The sequence below is a fragment of the Pseudomonas sp. WS 5010 genome (genome assembly GCF_012985565.1).
In the GTDB taxonomy this organism is placed as follows: domain Bacteria; phylum Pseudomonadota; class Gammaproteobacteria; order Pseudomonadales; family Pseudomonadaceae; genus Aquipseudomonas.
Window position 1 is genome coordinate 559,916 of record NZ_JAAQWQ010000003.1, and the last position, 22,570, is coordinate 582,485.

Genomic DNA, 22,570 nt, shown 5'->3' on the forward strand with positions numbered 1-22,570 from the left:
TGCAGGCAAGGATAAAGCGCCGGCTCGGGGAGAGAAAGGGCTAATCGCAAGATGGATTATTTCGGATTTGGTAACAGTCGGCGCAGATACCGCAGAGCGATGTGGGAGCAGGCTTGCCCACTCCCACAGGGGGGCTCGTTTGCAGCACGGGTTTGGCTAGACAACACAATTTAATGTGGGAGCTGGCTTGCCAGCGATAGCGTTGTGTCAGCACCGGATAAGCTGGCCGACCCACCGCCATCTCGGGCAAGCCCGCTCCCGCAGGGGGGCTCGTTTACAGCACGAGTTTGGCTAGACAACACAATTTAATGTGGGAGCTGGCTTGCCAGCGATAGCGTTGTGTCAGCACCGGATAAGCTGGCTGAGCCACCGCCATCGCGGGCAAGCCCACTCCCACAGGGGATCTCGTTTACAGCACGAGTTTGGCTAGACAACAGAATTTAATGTGGGAGCTGGCTTGCCAGCGATAGCGTTGTGTCAGCACCGGATAAGCTGGCTGACCCACCGCCATCGCGGGCAAGCCCGCTCCCACATGGGGCTCGTTTACAGCACGAGTTTGGCTAGACAACAGAATTTAATGTGGGAGCTGGCTTGCCAGCGATAGCGTTGTGTCGGCACCGGATAAGCTGGCTGACCCACCGCCATCGCGGGCAAGCCCGCTCCCACAGGGGGCTCGTTTGCAGCACGGGTTTGGCTAGACAACACATAGCTCCCACAGGCTGAACATCACTGTCTGTTAGAAGGTCGTGCGCAGGCCCACCTGCACACTACGGCCTGGTGCCGGCGCGATATCGCGCAGGATCGAGCTGGCATAGCGTACGGTCTGGTTGGTCAGGTTCTCGCCGTTGACGAACGCCAGCCACTGGCTGCCGCCCAGGTTGAAGCGATAGCCGGCACTGGCGCCCAACGTGGTGTAGCCATCGGTGCCGCTTTCGTTGCTAGGCACCCGGCCCTGGCCAGCAGCATGCTCAACATCAATGCGCGCTTGCCAGCGATCCAGTTCCCACAGCAAGCCGCTGTTCAGACGCAGTGGAGCAATCCGTGGCAGGGCTTCGCCAGTATCCAGGTTGGTGGCGCGGGTGTAGTCGCCCGACAGTTCCAGGGCAAATTTGCCGTAGGCACTTTCGCCAAGTTTCCAGTGGTCCTGGGCTTCGAAGCCGACGAAACGTGCGCGCACACCCGAGTAGGTGTATTCCGGGATGCCATCGGCAGCCTCTTCGCCCTCGTCATTCAAGGTGCGACCGCTGTTCAGCAGGCCGATGTAGTTGGAAAAGTGGCTGTAGAACACGCCAACACTGCCCTTGTGCGTGCCATTGTCAAAGCGCAGCGCCAGGTCGCTGGCCACGGCTTTTTCCTTGGACAGCTTGGCATCGCCCACTTCATAGGTGCCGGTGGCGACGTGGGCGCCATTGGCATACAACTCGTAGAAGGTCGGCGCGCGTTCGGTGTAGCCCAGGGTCGCGGCCAGCGACCAGATCGGGGTCAGGGTGTAGACCGCACCCGACGACAGGCTGCCGGCAGTGAAGCTGCTGGAGCTGTTGGCATTGGCAAACCGCTCGTTGCCTTTGCCATCCGGGTCGACGGTGGTGTGTTCCAGGCGCCCGCCCAGGCTCAGTTTCAGGCGTTCGGTGGCCTGCATTTCTTCAAGGATAAACAGCGCGCCGGCATTGGTATCGGTTTGCGGTACGAAAGCTTCCTCGCCCAGTGCGGAAAATTCGCTACGGCTGACCTGGGCACCGACGATGCCATCGAACGGCCCCAAGGGCTGGTGCCGCGCCTCGATGCGCGCTTCATAGCCCTTGTTCTTGAAGGTGGTGCCGGTTTCGCCGCCTTCGATTTCCCGGTGTTCGTAGTCGGTGTAGCCGGCGTCGAGTTTGACCGAGGTAAACGGGCCTTGCAGGTTGCGGATCTCGGACGCGAAGGCGTAGTGCTCCTGCTGCATGCGGATGCGCACGTCCTGTTCGGCGGGCGAGCCGTAGTTGCTGTCGGAGTTGCTGTAGGACAGCCCGGCGTAACCGTCGTCCCACGTGTAGGAACCGCCCACTGCACCACTGTCCTGACGCCCGTCGCTGTTGCCCAGGCGGCCGTTTTTTCCGGGGCCGTTTTCGCTTTCCGCAGCGTGGCGGCTGCGGGCGTAACCTGGGATTTTCAGGTCGTTGAATTGCCGTGCGCTGGCATCCAGGTGCAGGGCGAAGGTGCCGTTGCCGGCCTCCAGTTTGCCCGCGCTGCTGCGGGTGGTATCGGCGCCGCCGTAGCGCAGTTCGCCCGCGCCATGGATGCCTTCGATGGCTTCGGTGGGGATGCGGTTGTCGAAGGTATTGACCACCCCGCCGATGGCGCTGCCGCCGTAGAGCAGGGCGGCCGGGCCACGGACGATCTCGATGCGCTCGACGTTGACCGGGTCCAGCGGCACCGCATGGTCATACGACAACGACGAGGCATCCAGCGCGCCGACACCATTGCGCAGGATGCGAATGCGGTCGCCATCCTGGCCACGGATGATCGGGCGGCTGGCACCGGGGCCGAAGTACGACGACGACACCCCAGGCTGCTTGTTCAGGGTTTCGCCCAGGCTGCCTTTTTGTTGCAGGGTCAGGTCATCGCCTTCCAGCACGGTGCTTGGCGAGGCCAGTTGTTGGCTGCCCAGCGGGTTGCCGGTGATGACTTGGGGTTGCAGTTCCAGGGCGTGGGCCTGGGTACTGATCAGCAGGGCAGCGGCCAGCGGGGTCAGGCGCCAGAGAGGGGAGAGGGACATCGGGGGTTCCTTGGCAAAGCAGAGAGGTTGGATATGAATAGTTACAATATAACATCTCTTTTTCCTCCGGGAAGCGGAACTTTTCATAAACCCCTGTAGGAGCGAGCTTGCTCGCGAAGATCGTCAACGATGACGCGGGCAGCCTGAATACGCGCAGTGCTCCTACGTTTTTCGCGAGCAAGCTTGCTCCTACATTGGTTCGGGAGTGGGCCTACAATCATGGCAATGCTTCCACCTGCCTGGCCTCTCGGCTAAGGTGCGCGGCTTCCTCTTTATTTACTTGGCAAAGGCCCGGCATGACCGCATCGAACAACAACCCCCTGCACGGCGTTACCCTGGAACAGGTGCTCACCGCACTGGTGGCGCATTACGAATGGGAAGGCCTGGCCGAGCGCATCGATATCCGCTGCTTCAAAAACGACCCGAGCATCAAGTCCAGCCTCACCTTCTTGCGCAAGACCCCGTGGGCGCGGGAGAAGGTCGAAGGCCTGTACGTCAAGCTAATGCGCACCAAACGCCCGCTGGACTGATCCCATGAAGCGGTATGTGGCGGCAGCGGCGCTGGCCGGTTGGGCAGGCCTGGCGATCCAGCAATACTTGATCCTCTACTCACGCTGGCTGGTCGATGCCAGCCTGTTGGGCGGGTTGGTGAATTTCTTCAGTTTCTTCACGGTGCTGAGCAACACCCTGGCGGCGGTGGTGCTGAGTTATGCACTGGTGAGTCGGCCTTCGGCCGGGCGCAGTTTCTTCCTACAGCCTGCGGTCAGCAGCGGCGTAACCGTGAGCATCGTGGTCGTAGGGCTGGCCTATAGTGTGCTGCTGCGGCATTTGTGGAGCCCCGAGGGCTGGCAGTTCATCGCCGACGAACTGCTCCACGACGTGATGCCGCTGCTGTTCCTCGGCTATTGGTGGTGGTGCGTGCCCAAGGGCACGTTGCGCTTCGGGCACATCGGCTACTGGGTGATTTACCCGCTGGTGTATTTCGTTTATGTGCTGCTGCGCGGGCATGTGCTGGGGCAGTATCAGTACCCGTTTATTGATGTAGGCACCTTGGGTTATCCACAGGTGTTTATGAATGCAGGGGGGATATTGCTGGGGTTTGTGGCGGTGGCGTTGGCGATAGTAGGGCTGGACAAGCTCCCCAGGGCAACCAAGAACTAATGTGGGAGCGGGCAAGCCCACTCCCACATTTTGACCGAGTAAGTCCTATTCTTCGCTGCTGCCCTCGGCCCGCCAGTAGCCTACCGCCTTGACGAACTCGTCGTTAAGCTGATGTTTATCCAGCAGCACCCGCCGAACCTGGCGCGACAGCTTGGTCTCGGTGGCGACCCAGGCATACAGCGATCCACCCGGTAGCTGCAGGTTCTCCACGGTGCTCAGCAGGTCATCGACCCCGCGCACCACCCAGATCACCTCGACATTTGCCGCACTGCCAAGCGCCTGCTTTTCATGCTCATCGGCAATTTCAATCACCGCCAGCACCGTGCGCCCGGCCGGCAGTTCTTCCAGGCGTCGGGCAATGGCCGGGATCGCGGTTTCGTCGCCCACCAGCAGGTAGCTGTCGAAGATATCCGGCACGATCATCGAGCCCCGTGGCCCGCCGATGTACAGGTGTTGGCCGACGGCAGCCTGTTCGGCCCAGGTCGACGCCGGGCCGTCGCCATGCAGCACAAAGTCGATATCCAGCTCGCCAATGGCCAGGTCGAAACGCCGTGGCGTGTAGTCGCGCATCGCCGGTTGTGGGCCTTCGCCCTTGATGGCGAAGGTCGGGCTTTGCAGCGCAGCCAGTTCAGCGGCGTTCTGCGGGAACAGCAGCTTGATATGGTCATCGCTGCCCAGGCTGACAAACCCGGCCAGTTGCTCGCCACCCAGGGTGATGCGGCGCATGCGCGGGGTGATATCGACCACCCGCAGTACGTCCAGGCAGCGGCGTTTAATCTCGTGGGTGACGCGGTGGATGACGGGCTTGTTCATTCACTTTTCCCCTGTACAGGTTGGACGGCGGGGCCATCCACAATGGCTTGGGCGGTGCTGTTGAGCAGCTCCGCGACACGCGTGATTTCTGCCGGGCTCCAGCGCCCGTGGTGCAGTTGCAAGGCATGGCGCAGGTTATGCACCGCCTCGTGGATCTCTGGTGGCCGGTCATGGCCGCGCAGCGAACGCTTGCTCACGTCGATGCGCATGCGCACACCGTCCAGGGCAATTTTCTGTTCGCTCAAGAAGAGACGTCCGGCGTCGGTGATTGTGTAGCGTTTTTTCCCGCCCTCGGCGTCGCCGCTGATCAATTCGCTCTCTTCGAGAAAGGTCAGGGTGGGGTAGATCACTCCGGGGCTGGGGCTGTAGGCACCGTCGAACAGCCCTTCGATCTGGCGGATCAGGTCGTAGCCGTGGCACGGCTGCTGGGCGATCAGCGCTGGCAGGAGGATTTTCAGGTCGCCGGGGGCAAAGACCCGCGGGCCTCGGCCACCGCGCTCGCGGCCTGGGCGTTTCTCGAAGCCGTCGCGGCCGTCACCGGGTTCACGGTGGGAATGATGGTCTCTCATTGTGCTGCTCTCTGTGGTTATCTAAGACATAACGTAAGATATATCTTATGGATCGAGCAATGTGTTCTGACGAACGGTAGGCTGGCACTCCTGCCTGCGGTACCCGGTCTGCCACGTCAAATAATTGCAATATCCACTACAAACTAACGAGTTCTCGGCTTAAATAAGGCGTGGAGTCTTTGCTCTAAATCGAGTGATGATTAGTTGTGCGGGTGCATGTAATACATTTCTGACGGAATGATGTTTGCAGTATGTAAGTTAAACAGGTTTCAGTTGTCTTCCATGTATGACAGTTAGTCCGTGATTTATTGAGAAATAAGGTTTTTTTCTGCCTGTGTATAAGGGCTGGAAACTACGTGTTACACGGAATTTGCTGGCTTACCTGAAGTTGAATTCGGTTGATCATTTACTTGCGTCTTAGGACTCGACCTCTTCATTGAAAGTTAGGTTTTTTGCGCGGCGTGAAGTTTCGATCGACTCGAATCTTTAACTTACTTAAAAAGCACCAACAGGTATTTAACGATGCTGAAAAAAACTGCTCTCGCCCTGCCACTGGCCTTGCTGGCCGTCGCTTCCTCCAGCGTGTTTGCTGCCGGTGAAGCCACCAGCGTGATCAACATCAAGGCCTCGATTCCTACCAAGCAGTTCCACGCCCAGCCGCTGGATCCGGACTTCGGTAAGGACGAAACCATGACCTACAACACCGTCACCGGTCAGTTGAGCTCGCTGCGGGCCACTTATGCGGTAAAAAACACCGACGGTTCGATCAACGCCTACATCCAGGGTGGCCCGGCTTCCCTGACTAACGGCACTTCCTCCATTCCCCTGACCACCACCTTCAACGGCGTGACTCTGACCGCTAACCCGCAGCAAGTTGTCGATGACGCCAGCTCGACCCCAGGCACCCAGGCCGACATGGTGGTCGCCGCTGCCAAGCCAGCCGACACCGATGCGGGCCTGTTCACCACCGACTTCACCGTGGTGTTCGACCACGTGCCACGCGTCTCCAACCCTTGAGCGCGGCGCGTTGATCAATAAGTCCTGGCTTGTTGCTTGACCTCTACCGATCGACAGGCAGCCGCTGTCGGTTGATCGGTATTCAAGTCTTCCCCTGAGCGTAATCAGAGTATCCGTTCATGTTCCCGATGATTCTCATCGCGGCAGCGCTTGCCTTGTTGTTTTGTACGGGGGCGTTTGCAGCTGACGCGGCAACTGGCACAACCCCAAGAAGTTTGCTGTCCCAGGCCAAGGGTTTACCGGCGGACTTTGAAGAACATTTTTTTGATGTGCCATTGGCGGTACGGGTCGAACTGGACCAGGAGTTTGTGTCCGAGGCGATGATCGTCCTGACCCGCGATGACCGCCTGACCCTGCTGGATTTCACTGACCACGAAGGCAGTGTGATCAAGGACATCGACCGCGACCGCTGGGGTGACTACCTCAAGCAGGGCGTGTCCCTGGGCACCTGCGCCACTGATTGCCCGGAGCAATTGCTGGCAGTGCACTACAACCTGGAAAAGTCCCTGGTCACCTTGCTGACCGAGAACGCCGAGCGCGATGGCCTCCAATCCCAGTACTACACCCTGCCCACCGCAGGCAGCAGCGGCTTGATCGTGCGTAACCAACTCAATATCAGCGGCGGCCAGGGCCAGGACCTCGGCGGACGCCTGGGCCTGGATGCCAGCGGCAGCCTGGGTAACTGGAACCAGGTCTTGAACATGCAGTTCTCGCGCCTGGGCGGGCCGGATGATGACGACCTCAACCACGCGGTGTACTCGCTCTACGGCCAGCGTGAATTGCACGGGCAATTCCTGCGCCTGGGTTACTTCACGCCCAACGCCGAAGGCCTGACCCGCCAACTGCGAACCTTCGGCGCCAGCCCCGACACCGCCGTAGGCGTGATGTATGGCAGCTCCGACAGCCTGATGATCAGCAACCCCAAGCCGAGCATCTACCCCATCTACGTCACCGCCAACCGCCAGGGTTCGGTGGAGATCTACCGCAACGGCCTGCTGATCAACACCCAGGCGGTCGGCACTGGCCTGCAAAGCCTGGATACGCGGCCGTTGCCCGGCGGGATCTATGAAGTGGAAGTGCGCCTGCTCGAAGACGGCCAGGTCACCAACACCACCCAGGAGTTGGTGTACAAGCCCAACAACTGGCGCAACCTCGACAACCGCTGGCGCTATAACGTGTTTGCCGGCCAGGAAAGCAAGCTGCTGAGCAACTGGGACAACCAGTCCAGCGGCGACCTGACCGCCGGAGCCTCGGTCAACTACCTGGCGCACCCACGAGTGGTGCTTGGGCTGTCCGGGCGCCAGGTCAAGGACAGCATGCAGTACGGCACGTCCATCGACTGGAGCCTGGCCAATAACTTCAGCCTCTACGCCAACGTCTACCAGACCGATGACTACGGCACCGGCGTGGACCTCAACAGCCTCTATAACTACGGCCTGGGCAGCGTGGTGTTCAGCCACACCCGCAGTTGGCTGGATACCCGCAACACCTACGAAACCCTGCCCGACGGTACGCGCATTCGCCAGCGCGATGTGTTTGTCGGCCAGACCAGCCTGTCGTCGGTCTCTCTCAGCCATCGCTTGAGCAACCTGCGCTCCATCAGCGCGCGGCTGTCCTACAGCGAAGGCAATGTGCAAGGTACCGGCCTGGACCTGGGCTGGAACGAACGCAGCCATCTGTTTGGCAGCGACGCCAACTGGCGCTTGTCGCTGTTCGACCGCCCGGCCAGTGCCAGCACTGGCGACAAGCGTAACCGTGGGGTCGACCTGAGCGTCAGCCTGGCCCTGGGCGGCCCAGGCGAGCAGTGGGCGGCGAGTATCGGCACGCGCACCTCCCGCGAGGGCGAACGTGACAACAATGCCTCGCTGAGCTACCGCCGCGACCTGCAAGACCACGTGCTGCAAAGCGTCTCGGGCACGGTGCTGGCCGACACCTATGGCGTGGGCCTGTCGGGCATGGCCAGCTTCCAGACCGACAGCGTCAATGGTGATGGTTTTGTCCAGCGCTCATCGTTTAACAACGACCTCACCGGTGGCCTGAACCTGGACAGCACCTTCGCCTTAGGCGGCAACCGGATGGTGCTGACCAGCCAATACTCCGGCGCGGGCTCGGGAATGATTGTCGACGTAGAAACCGATGTCGATGACATCGTCCTGCGCGCCGATGACTTGAGCGGTGGCAGCACGGTCCTGCGTCCGGGGCGCAACTTTATTCCGATCACCGCCTACAAGGGCAGCTCGGTCAGCTTCGACTTCGACGGCAACCACGCGCCTGCGGCCAGTATCCAGCCGCCGCGCGCTGCCTACCACCTGAACAAGGGGGGCGTGGACTACCGCAAGGTCAGCGTGATGCGCAGTGTCACGGTGCTCGGGCGCCTGGTGGACCCCGAGGGCAAGCCGCTCAAGGGCCATCACATCATCAACCACGCCAGCCGTGGGGTGAGCGAGGTCGACGGGTTCTTCTCCCTGGAAATGAACGCCAGCTCGCCCACCCTCGAAGTGCGCCGCGATAACCGCCTGCTCTGCCAGTTCCGCCTCGACACCAGCGGCGCGCGGGAGGCCGACGACGTGCTGATGATCGGCGACCTGCGCTGCACGCCGGACACCCTGGCCGATTCCACCTTTACCACTCAGACCGCAGGTTGAGGGTCATGACGAGATTGCCTAGCACCATGAGACGTATCAGCACCTTGATCACCCAGCTTGGGGCCGCGGGCGCAGCACTGTTGTGCAGCTCCACGGCGCTGGCCCTGACCCAGGACATCACGGCGGTATTTACCCCGGACCCTGGCAACCCTTTTGTGAACACGTTTCGCAATACCACGCCGGTCAGTTCTATCTGTCAGTCGCACATTCCCAGCCAGTGCAAGGCGCTGAACTTGTTCAGCCTGCGGATCCCGGCGTTCGACGCCCTGAGCAACGCGCCGATCCAGGCCAACCACGAAGATGAGCGCCAGGGTTTTATGGTGCAGGTGCCCTCCAGTTGGCGTGATGCACAAGTCACCCACACCCGCACCGGGGAAGTGGAGACCGTGCAGATGCGCATCGCCGGCTTCGGTGGGCTGTGGCAGGTTTCCTATCCGCCGGGCGTGTCGGGCTGGGCCCAACCGGGGGTGTTTTGGACGACTCAATGGCTCAGGGCCCCAAGCCCTTGCGTCAGTACTGGCCACCTTGCGGCGGGTCGGCAAACGGCGACCTACTTCTGGATCGTCCCGGAAGGCGCCGGGGTGTGCAGTCGCAAGCCGTCCCAGGACCTTGACTACATGCGTATCTACCAAATGGAGTACGCCTATGAGATCCGCACGCCCAACCCCTTGGGTATGTCCAGTGGCGAGTACACCGGCAGCCTGACCTACACCCTGGGGCCACGGGGTGACTATGACTTTGGTGATGTGCTGATCCCCACCGACAACCAATTGACCTTCAACTTCAACCTAGAAGTGCAGCACCAACTCCAGGTGGAGGTCCCGCCGGGCGGCAACCGCGTCGAGTTGGTGCCCCAGGGCGGCTGGCAAGCCTGGGTCAACCAGGGCCGCAAGCCGGCGCGGCTGTTTCGCGACCAGACCTTCAATATCTCTGCCTCGTCACGCTTCAAAATGCAGATGACCTGCGAGCGGGTGATCGGCGACACCTGTGCCTTGCGCAACACCAGCGACGGTCACGAGGTGCCGGTGGATGTCGCCGTCAGCCTGCCCCACGGCCTCAACCGTGAAGATGGCGCCGGGGTGATCCGCCAACCGCTGTTGCTCAGTGGCGTCGGCACCGAGATGTTGCAACCGACTTTCTACGTCAACCGCCGGCCCGGCACGTTGCACTTCGAGGTCAAGAAAGAGTACGCCGACCAGATGCTGGAGCGTGGCGGCACCACCTATGCGGGCCAGGTCACGGTGGTCTGGGATTCGGAGCTTTAAATGAGGTGTATGGGTATGAAATATCTGTTGGCGCTGTGCACGCTCTGCTGGCTGCCGCTGTCGATGGGCGCGCCGAACATCAATGTCGGCGTGTTCTACGACTACCTGGCTGAGGACAAGAGCACCTACCTCAAGCGGGTGTTCAACAGCGGCGACAGCACGGCGTTTATCAAGGTGTCGGTGATGGAGATTGTCTACAACGCCGACGGCACTTCCGAAGAAGTCGAACTTAAAAGCAACCCCGAAAACACCGCCCGTGACGGCTTGGTGGCGACCCCGGCGCGGCTGATCGTACCGGCCAACGGCATGCAGGGCACGCGCCTGCTGTACCTCGGCCAGCGCGACAAGGAGCGTTATTTCCGCCTGCGTTTTGTGCCGGTGATGCCAGAGCCCGAAGACGGCTTTGTGGTGTCCAGTGAAGAGCGCGAGACCTACAAAAATAGCCTGTCGGCCGGGGTCACGGTACTGGCCGGGTTTGGCACGGTGTTTTTCGTGCGGCCCAAACACAGCCGCTTCGCCACCCGTGTCGATGAGCGCAACGACGCCTATGGCCTGCACAACGACGGCAACAGCGTGGTGGTGGTGGATCAGTTCAAGGACTGCCCCACTGGCCAGACCCAGGAGTGCCTGCCCGTGACCAAGAACCACATCCTGCCGGGGCGCAGCTTCAGCTTTGCCAAAGAGGCCGGGCGTACCTACCGCTTTACGCTGGTCGAGGGCCGCGCGAAAAAACACTACGAGGTCAAAGGCTGATGATCATTCAACGCGCCCCCGAACCCCCGCGCCGCTCGGGCAAATTGTGCAAGGTGCTGACGGCAACCCTGCTGCTGCTCGCCGTGGCCCTGCTCAGTACCCAGGCCCTGGCGATTCGCGAAGAACAGGTGTTTGACGTCACGGTGAGCATTCCCACCGCAGACTTTTATGTGCTGCCGATCCGCCCCGCGTTCCTTGAGCGCCAGCAGGAAATGACCTGGAACCTGGTGACCCGCACGCTCAAGCCGCTGCGCGAACAGTTCGACGTGAAGAACAGCGGTGGCGGCATTGTCGCGCGCCTGGGCCAGTTGCCGACCCTGTCCAATGGCCGGCGCCTGATCCTGCTCAATGTCGAGTTCAACGGCCAGTTGCTGGATTTGACCGATACCCAAGTGGTCTCTGCCGAGCAAGCGCGGGCCGGCAAACGTGTGCAGCTGGAAATTTCCGCCGTCGAGCCCGAGGACGGTTATGTGGCCGGCGACTATTTTGGCAGTGTGCATCTGATCTTCGACGCGCTGCGCCCGTAATCAATGAGGTGCTTATGAAATACCTGTTTGCAGCACTGGGAATGTGCCTGTGGTCGCTGAATGCCCAGGCGGGACCGGCGATCAATGTCGGTGACTTCTACGACTACATGAACGGCGACAAGAACACTTACCTCAAGCGCGTGTTCAATGGCGGCACCAGCACCGCGTTCGTCAAGGTCGACATCACCGAAATGCTCTACAAACCCGACGGCAGCTATGACGAAGTGCCGCTCAAGGACCAGGCCGGCACTGGCCTGGTACGCGATGGCCTGATGGCCAGCCCGGCGCGCCTGATCGTGCCGGCCAACGCCATGCAGAGCACGCGCCTGCTGTTTATGGGCGAGCGCGACCGCGAGCGTTACTTCCGCGTGCGCTACCTGCCGGTGGCGCCGGAGAAGGACGACGAATTCGGTGTCAGCGACGAAGAACGCGCCGCCTATGAGGCCTCGCTGGCGGGCGGGGTGCGGGTGATGTCCGGCTACGGCACGGTGTTCTTCGTACGCCCCAGCCAGAGCCGCTTCGACACCCGTGTCGAGAACGGTGGCCAGCGCTACACCTTGCGCAACGCCGGTAACACCGTGGTGGTGGTAGACGAGTTCAAGGACTGCGCCGTGGCCGATCGCCTGGACTGCGCGCCCGTGACCAAGAACCACATCTTCCCTGGCCGGGTGTTCAGCTTCGACAAACAGGCCGGGCGGATCTATCGGTTTTTCCTGGTGGAAGGCGCGGCCGAAAGGGTGATTGAAATCAGCGGCTAGCCCGGCGATTACGCAGCTCTCGCGCCGCCATCAACGCGGTGCGGGTGCGCTGGCGCATCCACTCCTCGGCGTTGTAGCCCAGTTCCTCCTCACGTTTTTCGCAGGCAGCTTGGAATTTCAGCGGGTCTGCCAGGTTCGACTCGGTCATGCCCTGCGCCTTGGCCAGGGCAACGATCTGTGCGGGTAACGGTACTTTCTGCGGCACCTGTTCCCACATCTCTTGCAGATCAAGCAACTGCTCATGCTGGGTCCTGAGCCACTGCTGCTGTTCGGCGTATTGGCCGGCATAGCGTTTTTGCAGCCAGGCGCGCCAGTGCGGGTCCAGCAGCATGCGGTTGACCAGACCGTCGCCGTTTCCCAGCTCCTGCACCCGGGCATAGGCCGCGTCAATCTGCGCGGCGCTGACCCGGGCGGTGCTGCGGTACAGCATATGCTCGGCGATCCACGGCAGGTCCAGGCGCACGGCAAGTGCGGTCTGGTAGGCCAGGTAGATTTCTACCTCATCGACCTGACCGGCCACGCCGTCGACCACTTCGGTGAGAAACCGCAGGCCCAGGCCGCCCTCGGCGACCGGCGCCAGGCGTTGTTGCACATCGGTGCGGATCACATCGTTGAGCTGTTGCAGGCGCGCCCGGCCCCTGATCAGGGTGGCCAGTTGCAGTTCATGCGCCTCTGGCGTCTGCGCCTGGTGCTCGATCTGGTAGAGCAGCACCTCGACCCCCAGTTCATTGAAAATCTGCGTCCCCGCATCCGGGCAGTTGCTGGGGAAGCTGGCCATCTCGAACAACCGTTTGCGCAGCGGCGTGTCGACCACCGCCGCTTGCAGCAAGAGCCACACCTGTTGCGTCAACTGGCGGTGGTTGGCGGCGTAGCGTTGTTGATCTTGCGGGGTCTGGAACACCTCCGGCTGCTCCAGGGCCTTGAGCACCTCGAACAAACCCTGGGAGCCATGTTCGTGCTCCAGCGCGTCCCAGACTTGCCGGGCTTCTTCCCGGGCGGCCGGCGACAGGTAGTTCAGCCACGGCGTGCAATCGCCGCGAGGTTCATAGGTGCGCTCCGGGTCCAGGCCGACCGACGCGCGGTAGGCTTTGAACTGTTCGCGTTGCAGGGCGTCCAGCGCCGAGCGGTTGAGGTAGGTGCGGGCCACCAGCGCGGCTTCGCGACTGCCCAGGGCCACCGCGGGCAGGCGGGTGATCGCGGTGCCTTGCAGGTTCAAGAAAAACGGCGCCGGTCGCGGCACCTCGAACAGCCCCTCGGGCCAGCGCTTGATTGGGCTGTGGCTGAGGTCCAGGTGTATCAGGTCGCGCATGCGCCCGATGTCCGGCGCTTGCTGGGCGCGGGTGTTGTTGAGCTTGAGGCGCCGCAGGTAGCGCAGGTTTTTCAGGCGGGTGATGTCTTCGACCGGCAACGTCAGCGGGCACCCGGCCAGGTCGAGGTCTTCCAGGTGGCGCAGCTCGCGGATTGCCTCAGGCAGGCGGGTCAGCGGGTTCTCTGCCAGATACAGGGCCGACAGTTGCGGGAAGTGCTGCAGGAACTGGCCGTGGGCCGGGCCGAACTGACTGCGGATCAGGTTCAGCTCCGTGACATGGCTGAAGTCGGCGCGCAACGGCGGCAGCGTATCGGGCAGTGTCACGCCGCTGAGGTCCAGGCGCGAGCCGAGGGGCTCGGTGGCGGCGCGGATCTGGTCCTGCCAGCATTCGAGAACTTGCCCCTGAATGAAACTGCGCAACTCCCGTTCCATGGCGGGCGGATGATGCCCCGGCTGGCGCGACCAGTGCGCCAGATCGCCGTCCAGACGGTAATGCTCAACGATTAACTGGTTGACCCGGGAGCCGATCTGCTCGTGGCCGACCTTGTCCATAAAGGCCAGGATGCGCGCTTCGCTCTGGTGCGCAAAGACTGTCTTCAAGGCGTTCAGGATCAACGCGTCTGCACTTCTGAGTACCGCAGTGCGCACGGGTATGGGTTTGCCGAGCAGCTTCAGCGTTTGCGGGTCGGCGTGGCGTGGGACCGGCAGTTGGGCCAGGGCGGCGCGGCGTTCGGCCAGAGGCTCAAGGGTGGTCAGCAGCCAATGCCGCAAACCTTCGCCCTGGCCGGGGCCAAGGCCCAGGGCCCGGCGGCTGTCGAGGGGGGCGGCGTGCAGCAGGGCTTCGTACAGGGTGTCGAGGTCATGCAGCTTGCGGTGCTCGGCATCGCGCACTTCGTAGCCCAGGTGGTCTTTCCTGACCAGGATGCGCCGGGTACTGGCGTTGGCCGGCCCTGCCTCGCAGCGCAGCCGGCCATCTGCGCTGTGCTCGCGGATTTGCAGGTGCAGGTCGGCAAACCAATCGCTGTGGCGTTTGAGGGTGCCGAGCAGCATGCGTTCGCTGTCGATACTCTGGCGCCAGGGGAAGTAGAAACCTTCATAGGCGTGGCTGGTGCCGGCGCTGAAGTGCAATTCGCGGGCGAGGTTTTTCAGGCGCAGCGGCAGGCGCCCCTGGGTCGCCATCAGGTTGCGCTCGGCTTCATCGGCAGTGGCGAGCAAGGCCCGCGCCACGCTCGAATCCATCTGCGCGAAATGCTCGCGCAGCAGGCGGACACCCGGCTCATCGGACAGCTCGCGCAGATGATGGGCGTACTGGCCGATCTCTGGCGCCTGGCGGGTGACGTAGGCCGCCAGTTGCTCGCGCAGGTGTTGCACTTGCTGGGCCTTGGGCACCTGGGCGCCGAGCAGGGCACGGGTTTGCGGCTCATCGAGAAAAGCCAGTACCTGTTCCGGCAACTGGCCGGACATGACTTGCGCCACACTCAGGCGCAGGGTGTCGGCAGGCGCCGCAGCGAGGTTACCGTAGCGGTGCGAATCGCCGCTCAGGCTGGCGCTGAGGAACACTTGCAGGGCCTTGTCCTGGGGCCAGCCCTCCAGTTCGGTGACGGTTTGCTCGAACCAGGCGGAGTCTGGAGCCAGGGGCATGCCTGCGCGGATCTGCGCGCTGGCCTGTTGTGCGCTGGCGTAGGCCTCGAAGCGGTTCAGGGTGTCGGCCAGCAACGGCGGCAGAGGCTGCTCATGCAGGTACAGGCTGCGCAACTGGTCGTCATCGCAGCCACTGGTGCGGCGGATCTGCTCCAGTTGCGCGGCGCTGAAAGCCTCGGCCCTGGGCCCGAGGCGGCGCATCAGGGTGGAGCTGTCCCAGGTTTGCGGCTGCTCGGCTTCATGCACCACGATGCCATTGCCGCGCCGATGCACGTGGGGCCGGTAGGCATCCGCGCGGCGCGGGTGGACGATGCGCCCGTGTTGCACCTGATACTGCGCACCCTCGTGGCGCATTAACGGTTGATCTGCGGGTGCGCCCGGGTCGGCGACATAGGGCGCCAGGTCCGGGTTCCATAGGCGCCGGCGGCCGTCGGCGAGCGTCACTGGCGTGAGCCCTTCGACAAACGCCGACAGCTTGAGGCGCAGCGGCGCCGCCACCTGGATGCCGGCGGCGAACAGGCCGAACTGCACCAGGCCCTGGGCCACCCCGATCAAATGCTGCGCCGCCTCTGTGCCTCGGCCCTGGGCCCAGTCGAGCACCCCCTCGAACACCTGGTCGGTGAGCTGATAGGCGGTGTAGGCGAGCATCACTTCCCCCAGCCCCGGCACAAACGGGGTGAGCACTTGCAGGGCGGCGTTGAGGATATCGCCGAGGATTCGCCCCAGGTTGTCCCACCAGGCCTGGCGGGCCAGGCGGTCGACGCGGCTGGTCGAGACGGCAATGTCCTGGGCGTCATTGAGCACCTTGTTCAGGTGCACCCGGTAACGGTAGTGCCACAGGTCATTGTTGCCGCTTGAATGCGCGCGGTTCTGGTAGTCGTCGGCAATGGGCTGCACATGGAATTGCAGGTGGGGATGGTCCAGGGGCGTGTCTTGCCAGGTCGGTTGGCTATCGGTCGCGGCTTTGGCGCGCCACTGTACCCGGCTCAGGCGGGTATTGAGGTTGGCGAAAAAAAAGCCGCGCTGATCATGGTCGACAAAGCGGCTGAAGAACACCTGATAGCGTTCGCTGTCACGCAACTGGCGGGTCAGTTCGCGAATGAAGGCCAGGGGCGTGGGGTATTGCTTGAGGGGGTGCGCGGGGTCGTCCGGCACATAGGCAATCACCCGCGCCGCCGAGTGGGGTGTGGCGCAGAACAGCAGGATGCCGGTCAGGCGCGTGTTCATCAGGTCCAGGGTGTGGCCGGCAAGCACCTGGCCATCCAGGCGCAGGGCGGTGTTGCCAGCGATCAGCGCGAGCACTTCGTCACAGGCATCCTGGGCCAGGTCGCCCTTGACCAGGGCCAGGTGGGCGGCGGCCTTCAACGCGGCTTGGTGCTGGGCGATCACCTGGCGGCGCAGGTCGCGGGCCACCGTGGGGTTGTAGACACCCATGACAATCTTCAGATGTTCACGGTAGTGCCCGCCGATGTTCAGTGCGCGGCACAGTTGCTTGAAACCCTCGGCGGTCAGGGGCGTGCCGCGGGTCTTGTGCTTGAAGGTCAGGCTGCGCTGCTGCCCACGGGCATCGGCGCCAGACAGGAAGGCATAGTCGACAAAGCTGTCGGTGGCGGCAAAGTTATGCAGCGCCGCATCCAGCAGCGACAGCGTATGGCTGGTGACGCCTGACTTGAAGTCATGTACCCACCAGGCTGTCGACGCTTTGACATACAGGCGCACATAGGTGTTGCGCACATCAATCGGACCATAGTCGGCGCTTAGCGCGCCGCCCAGGATGCGCTCGGCGTAGGCATACAGATCATTGAGGGGCTGGAGGCGCTTATCCAGGGTGTTGAGGGCTTGCCAGTGGCCGGCGATAGCCTGCCGCAGGTTGGCGTGCTGCGCCGGCGCGGCGTTCGGGTAGGGCGCCGGGTCCTGGAGCCCGACGGCCTGCAAGGCATCCAGGCGGTGCGGGGCGGTGGTTTTCAGCCACGGCGGCAAGGCACTTTCAAGCAATGGGTAGTGCCGGCCTTGAAACGTGGCCGGGCGCGGGGAAGGGAGTAAATCAGCCATGCAACAGATCCTGAAAAGAGCCATGAAAGCGCTTCAGTCTATTTTGGGCTGGGGCCGAGAATAAGTTTGAATACTGGGTCCAACAGGCCGCTTACACAGGCGAACCGTTCAAAATTCATCACCTTGAAAACAGCCGGTTACCGCCCTGGTTCAGCGCCATTGAGGCGGGGGCACACAAGGTGTGGCTGCCCGGTTGCAGATAAGGCGTGAGGATCGGCGCCATGCCCTTGAGCACCTGCACCGGCAAGGCCGAGGTGAAACTGAAGCCCTGGGCCGTGGCGCCGGGGACGAAGGCGGTCAAGGTGCCGAAATGGTGCTCGCCGATATAGAACACAAACGTCGCCGTGCGGTTGATGGCCTTGGAGCTGAGCACGCGCCCGCCGGCCCCGATGGCTTCGATGCGGTTGTCGCCGGTGCCAGTCTTGCCACCCATGGCCAGTGGTGTGCCGTCGGCCAGCTTGAAACTGCCGGCCACGCGCTTGGCGGTACCGGCATCCACCACTTGCGACAGCGCCTCGCGCAGGGCCGTGGCCACGGCGCTGGGCATCACCCGCTTGCCGCGCTCGGGGTCGTTGACCAGGCGTGTGTCGTAAGGCGTGCCGGCGGCAAAGTGCAGGCTGTCGATGCGCAGTGTCGGCTGGCGGATACCGTCGTTGAGAATAATCCCCACCAGTTCGGCGAGCGCGGCCGGGCGATCGCCGGAACTGCCGATGGCGGTGGCGAGGGACGGTACCAGATGGTCGAACGGGTAGCCCACCTGTTGCCAGCGCTGGTGGATATCCAGGAAGGCCTCGATCTCCAGCATGGTGCGGATGCGGCTGTCCCGCGCGCTCTTGTGCCGGCTCTTGAACAGCCAGCTGTAGACCTCCTGGCGCTCGTGCGTGCTGGCCGCCACCGCCTGGGTGAAGGTGGCGTCGGGGTGTTGCAGCAGGTAGCCGAGCAACCACAGGTCCAGGGGATGGACCTTGGCGATATAGCCCTGGTCCGGCAAGTCGTAGGCACCGGGGCCGTAGTTCTGGTAGAGGTTGGCCAGGCGTTCGTCGCTGAGTTTGGCGCGGGCCGTGGGGTCATTGAGGTGGGCGCGCACAAAACTGTTGAAACTTTGCTGGCTGGCCTGCGGCAACAGGTAGCGGTGTACGGCGGCCAGGCGGATGGCGGTGGGGTGCAGGCTGTCGAGAAAGGTGTCGAGGCGCGCCTGGGTGTCCTTGTTACGGTACTTTTTCCAGAACCGCAGCAAAAAGGTGGTGCCCTCGCGATCGGCGAATTTGGCCAGGTATTCCTGGCGGCGCGGGTCGCTGTCGTCCTTGAGCAGTTCGGCGCTGTTGTTGGCGCCCTGGTAGGTGCTGTAGCGCACCAGGTCGCGCATCAGGCGGATAAATGGCAGGTTGATCGACTCGCGTAGCGCCTCGCGCAAGGTCGGGTTGCGGCCGTTGTCTTCGTTGCGAAAGTTATGGAAGTGATGCAGGCCGCCCCCTGTGAAAAAACTTTCGCCGGGGCTGGCGGAGTAGTGCCGGTCCAGGGCTGCGGCGAGCATCGTCGGCAGGTTGCGGTCACTGTTCTGCGCCAGGTAATCCACGGCCCAGCGTGTCAGGCGGTCCTGCTCGTCGATGGCGACTTTTTTCAGCGCCGCCGGGCTCTGGTCGGCATAGCGTTGGTGCAGTTCGCTGATGATTTGCAGGTAGGTGGTCAGCACCCGCAGCTTGGCGGTGGAGCCCAGTTCCAGCTTGCTGCTTTCATTGATATCGAAGGGCTGGTCGGTGTTGTCGGTCTGCACCCGCACCCGGGCGCCGTCGGCGGTCATTTCGTAGAGGGTGAAGCTATAGCGCACCTGGGCCGTGCTGGCGGGGGTCAGCAGACGCGGCCCGAGCAGACCGAGCTGGCCGGCGAAGGCCGGGTCGGCCAATTGCTTGAGGTACGCGGTGGCCTGGCTTTGCAGATCGCTTTGCAGGGTGCTGGTGGCGGCCAGGTCGAGGCGGTCGAGGTCGTACAGCGGGCGATCGAGCAGGGCGGCCAGGCGGCTGCGCGCGACACTGATGCCCTTGTTGGTTTCTATGGGCTGCAGGGTCGGTTGCTGCTGCCAGTTGCGGTAAGTGACCTGGCTGGCCAGTGCGGCGCTGGCCAAGGCCGGATCGATCACCGCGTTCTGCGCCAGCAGGCGGATATGGCTGTCGGTGAGGCTGGCCAGCTCGTCGCGGCCCTTTGACAGGTAGTGGGAAGGACGGCGCTGGGCGATGGTCAGCGACAGCACTTCACGCAGGGCCAGGCCTTTTTGCGCAAGATCCTTGGGGTCGTCACTGGCCAGCAGGCTGTTGGTCCGGTTGAAGTCGGCGCCGTACCAGACCCGCAAGCCTTCGGCCATACCATGCACTTCACCATGCCCGGGCACCGCCGACAGCGGCACGCTGTTGAGGTAATCGCGCACGATCGCCTGGCGCGCTACCAGCGTCTGGGGGCCGTCCAGGTAGGTGCGCACGCTGGCGGAAATCATCTGGCGGATCTTCTCGCCACCCGACAGTGTCAGCCCGTCGGGCGAGTGGCGATATTTCTCCAACTGCGTGGCCAGGGTGCTGCCGCCTGCAGTCTGGCCCGGCAGGTGCAGCAGCCGGGCCACCTGCGACCAGGCGGCCTTGGCAAAACGCGGCCAGTCCACGGCGGGGTTGGCCTGGGGCTGGGCGGGGTCGAGCAGCTCGCGGTTCTCGATAAACAGCAGGCTGTTGACCACCACCGGCGGGATCGCGGCAAAGGTCGGATAGAACTGCTGCGGGTAGCTGAACTGGTACAGCGGCTCGGCGCGGCAATCGCTGATCGACAGGCCTGCCTGGATCTTCTCGTCATAGGGCACAAACAGCCCCTGGCGGCTGTAGTCGAGCAAGGCCTGGGAGAACTGCGCCTGGCTCTGGATCAGGTAATTGCGCTTGAGCAGGCGTGGCAGAAAATCACTCAGGGCACTGTAGCCCAGGCGTTTGTCGAAGGGGCCGGCGCCGGGGTAGACAATCGCCGCGCTCGGGCCGGGCTGCACCTGGTAACTGAGGGTGGCGGCGATCCGGCTGAATTCCCGGGCCTGCCACTTGGAGGTGCGCATTTCCCGGGACGCGGCATAGGCCAGGCCGATCAGCAGCATCACCAGCAACAGCCAGAACATGCGCCAGCCGAAGCGGCGTGGGCGGTTTTTTTGTGGCAAAGGCGGTTCATCCGCACTGTCGGTTGGCACCGCAGCCTGGGTCGAATCGGTTTGCCATAAAACACCCATAGTCGATTGATCCATTCACGCAGATTGATCGGACTTGTTTCAAGCGTAGTCGCTGATTGGTCCACGCAAGGAATTTGTCTGCGCCGGCGATGACCGACTACCACCGACGGCAGCGGGCGCGGCCTTTCGCAGCATCCAGGCCGGACAGAGCGGGCGCATGACGCAGACCCTGGCGATTCATCGCGGCGAAATCCACTTGCGCATGGCGCGCGAGCTGTTCTTTGACGCGCCGCCCTGGCCTGAGGGCGAAGTGCCGTTCTAGAGCCTTTGCGATTGGTAAATGCGACCAGGGTAGGGGCATGACGCTGCACCCATGCTGTGCAATACTCGCCGCCGTTTTCCAGGGAGAACGGCGTTCCAGGCAGATGATGCCTCGCCGTCATATCGGCTTTTGCCGAGAGTTCTCGCTGAATTTTGCCGTTTATTGAGTGAAAAGCTCTATAGGGAGCTTTTTATACTGCACGCCCGCTGATCTGGCCGGTTTTCCTGTCAGACGGATCTGCCCACAAGGTAGGCCCGGTGACCCAGGCGTACGAGCCCACCCGCTGGTACGCCCGAGACTCGGTGGTTCAATCCAATAACAAAATGAGGTTGTACCCCTATGCCTGTTGGCAACCATCAGCCCCACGGCGAGACCGCTTCCGGCGGCCCGCTCAAACGCGAACTCGGCGAACGGCATATTCGCTTGATGGCGCTCGGCGCCTGTATCGGTGTCGGTCTGTTCCTTGGTTCGGCCAAGGCCATTGAAATGGCCGGCCCGGCAATCATGCTCTCGTACATCATCGGCGGCCTGGCGATCCTGGTGATCATGCGCGCCCTCGGTGAGATGGCCGTACACAACCCGGTGGCCGGCTCCTTCAGCCGTTACGCCCAGGACTACCTCGGCCCGTTGGCGGGCTTTTTGACCGGTTGGAACTACTGGTTCCTGTGGCTGGTGACCTGCGTTGCAGAAATCACCGCCGTCGCCGTGTACATGGGCGTCTGGTTCCCCGATACACCGCGCTGGATCTGGGCCCTGGCCGCCCTGATCAGCATGGGCACCATCAACCTGATCGCGGTCAAGGCCTTCGGTGAGTTCGAGTTCTGGTTCGCCCTGATCAAGATCGTCACCATCATTGCCATGGTGATTGGCGGCGTCGGTATCATTGCCTTTGGTTTCGGCAACGACGGCGTGGCGCTGGGGATTTCCAACCTGTGGGCCCACGGTGGCTTCATGCCCAATGGCGTGCAGGGTGTGTTGATGTCCTTGCAGATGGTGATGTTCGCCTACCTGGGCGTGGAAATGATCGGCCTGACCGCCGGTGAAGCGAAGAACCCGCAAAAAACCATCCCCAATGCCATTGGCTCGGTGTTCTGGCGCATCCTGCTGTTCTACGTCGGTGCGTTGTTCGTGATCCTGTCGATCTACCCATGGAATGAAATCGGCACCCAGGGCAGCCCGTTTGTGATGACCTTCGAGCGCCTGGGCATCAAGACTGCCGCCGGCATCATCAACTTCGTGGTGATCACCGCCGCGCTGTCGTCGTGCAACGGCGGGATCTTCAGCACCGGGCGCATGCTCTACAGCCTGGCGCAGAACGGCCAGGCCCCGGCGACCTTCGGCACCACCTCGCGCAACGGCGTACCCCGCAATGCGCTGCTGCTGTCGATCTTCGCCCTGCTGCTGGGCGTGCTGCTCAACTACCTGGTGCCGGACAAGGTCTTCGTCTGGGTCACTTCCATCGCCACCTTCGGCGCAATCTGGACCTGGGTGATGATCCTGCTGGCCCAGCTCAAGTTCCGCAAAAGCCTGAGCCCGGCCGAACAGAAGGCCCTGAAGTACCGCATGTGGCTGTACCCGGTCAGTTCGTACCTGGCCCTGGCGTTCCTGGTGCTGGTGGTGGGCCTGATGGCGTACTTCCCCGATACCCGTATCGCGCTGTATGTCGGGCCGGTGTTCCTGCTGTTCCTGACCGTGCTGTTCTACGTGTTCAAGCTGCAACCGACCCAGGTCGGCGTCGGCTCACAGCGTTCGGCGTAAACCCTTGAGCCCTGGCCGGCCTGTCACCTGCGACA

Annotated in this window: 14 protein-coding genes; 9 read left to right on the forward strand and 5 right to left on the reverse strand. The window is 62.8% G+C overall.

Features of this window, described 5'->3' with window-relative positions:
* Window positions 1-736: 736 nt before the first annotated feature.
* Window positions 737-2,755 (reverse strand): TonB-dependent receptor, encoded by a 2,019-nt coding sequence (locus tag HBO11_RS11455; protein WP_169954492.1) that lies wholly within the window; start codon window positions 2,753-2,755, stop codon window positions 737-739.
* Between the two features lie 296 nt (window positions 2,756-3,051).
* On the opposite strand from HBO11_RS11455, the gene HBO11_RS11460 reads away from it, so the two are divergent.
* A complete protein-coding gene (locus tag HBO11_RS11460; RefSeq protein ID WP_057438302.1) occupies window positions 3,052-3,285 on the forward strand; it encodes a VF530 family protein in 234 nt (77 codons plus the stop codon).
* 4 nt (window positions 3,286-3,289) lie between these two features.
* Complete coding sequence (locus HBO11_RS11465; RefSeq protein ID WP_170041803.1) at window positions 3,290-3,916, forward strand: Pr6Pr family membrane protein; 627 nt, start codon at window positions 3,290-3,292, stop codon at window positions 3,914-3,916.
* A gap of 45 nt (window positions 3,917-3,961) precedes the next feature.
* On the opposite strand, the gene HBO11_RS11470 is transcribed toward HBO11_RS11465, so the two are convergent.
* The gene (locus HBO11_RS11470) at window positions 3,962-4,729 is read right to left on the reverse strand and encodes a siderophore-interacting protein (protein WP_169954490.1); all 768 of its coding nucleotides are present in this window, start codon (window positions 4,727-4,729) and stop codon (window positions 3,962-3,964) included.
* A complete protein-coding gene (locus tag HBO11_RS11475; RefSeq protein ID WP_169954489.1) occupies window positions 4,726-5,298 on the reverse strand; it encodes a PadR family transcriptional regulator in 573 nt (190 codons plus the stop codon). Before HBO11_RS11475 ends, HBO11_RS11470 begins: the two co-directional genes overlap by 4 nt.
* Before the next feature lie 522 nt (window positions 5,299-5,820).
* On the opposite strand from HBO11_RS11475, the gene HBO11_RS11480 reads away from it, so the two are divergent.
* The 6 genes from HBO11_RS11480 to HBO11_RS11505 all read left to right on the forward strand — a co-directional run bounded on the left by HBO11_RS11480 (window position 5,821) and on the right by HBO11_RS11505 (window position 12,263).
* The gene (locus HBO11_RS11480; protein WP_169954488.1) at window positions 5,821-6,315 is read left to right on the forward strand and encodes a CS1 type fimbrial major subunit; all 495 of its coding nucleotides are present in this window, start codon (window positions 5,821-5,823) and stop codon (window positions 6,313-6,315) included.
* A gap of 119 nt (window positions 6,316-6,434) precedes the next feature.
* Window positions 6,435-8,960 carry a TcfC E-set like domain-containing protein gene (locus tag HBO11_RS11485; RefSeq protein ID WP_169954487.1) on the forward strand — a complete coding sequence of 842 codons (2,526 nt, stop codon included), beginning with the start codon at window positions 6,435-6,437 and terminating at the stop codon, window positions 8,958-8,960.
* A 5-nt stretch (window positions 8,961-8,965) separates the two neighbouring features.
* Window positions 8,966-10,225, forward strand: coding sequence for a hypothetical protein (locus HBO11_RS11490; RefSeq protein WP_262376935.1), 1,260 nt, complete (start codon window positions 8,966-8,968; stop codon window positions 10,223-10,225).
* Window positions 10,226-10,240: 15 nt separating this feature from the next.
* Window positions 10,241-10,978, forward strand: a complete 738-nt coding sequence (locus tag HBO11_RS11495; RefSeq protein ID WP_169954486.1) for a molecular chaperone — start codon at window positions 10,241-10,243, stop codon at window positions 10,976-10,978.
* Window positions 10,978-11,505, forward strand: a complete 528-nt coding sequence (locus tag HBO11_RS11500) for a CS1 type fimbrial major subunit (RefSeq protein WP_169954485.1) — start codon at window positions 10,978-10,980, stop codon at window positions 11,503-11,505. The genes HBO11_RS11495 and HBO11_RS11500 overlap by 1 nt, the downstream gene beginning before the upstream one ends.
* A gap of 14 nt (window positions 11,506-11,519) precedes the next feature.
* Window positions 11,520-12,263, forward strand: coding sequence for a molecular chaperone (locus tag HBO11_RS11505; protein ID WP_169954484.1), 744 nt, complete (start codon window positions 11,520-11,522; stop codon window positions 12,261-12,263).
* Here HBO11_RS11505 and HBO11_RS11510 read toward each other — a convergent pair.
* A complete protein-coding gene (locus HBO11_RS11510) occupies window positions 12,253-17,265 on the reverse strand; it encodes an NEL-type E3 ubiquitin ligase domain-containing protein (protein ID WP_170058884.1) in 5,013 nt (1,670 codons plus the stop codon). The genes HBO11_RS11505 and HBO11_RS11510 overlap by 11 nt on opposite strands.
* Before the next feature lie 118 nt (window positions 17,266-17,383).
* Entirely contained in the window at window positions 17,384-20,515 is a 3,132-nt protein-coding gene (locus HBO11_RS11515) for a transglycosylase domain-containing protein (RefSeq protein WP_169954482.1), read from the reverse strand.
* A gap of 601 nt (window positions 20,516-21,116) precedes the next feature.
* Between HBO11_RS11515 and HBO11_RS11520 the strand changes: the two genes are divergently transcribed.
* Window positions 21,117-22,535 (forward strand): amino acid permease, encoded by a 1,419-nt coding sequence (locus HBO11_RS11520; RefSeq protein ID WP_169954481.1) that lies wholly within the window; start codon window positions 21,117-21,119, stop codon window positions 22,533-22,535.
* The last annotated feature ends 35 nt before the right edge of the window (window positions 22,536-22,570 follow it).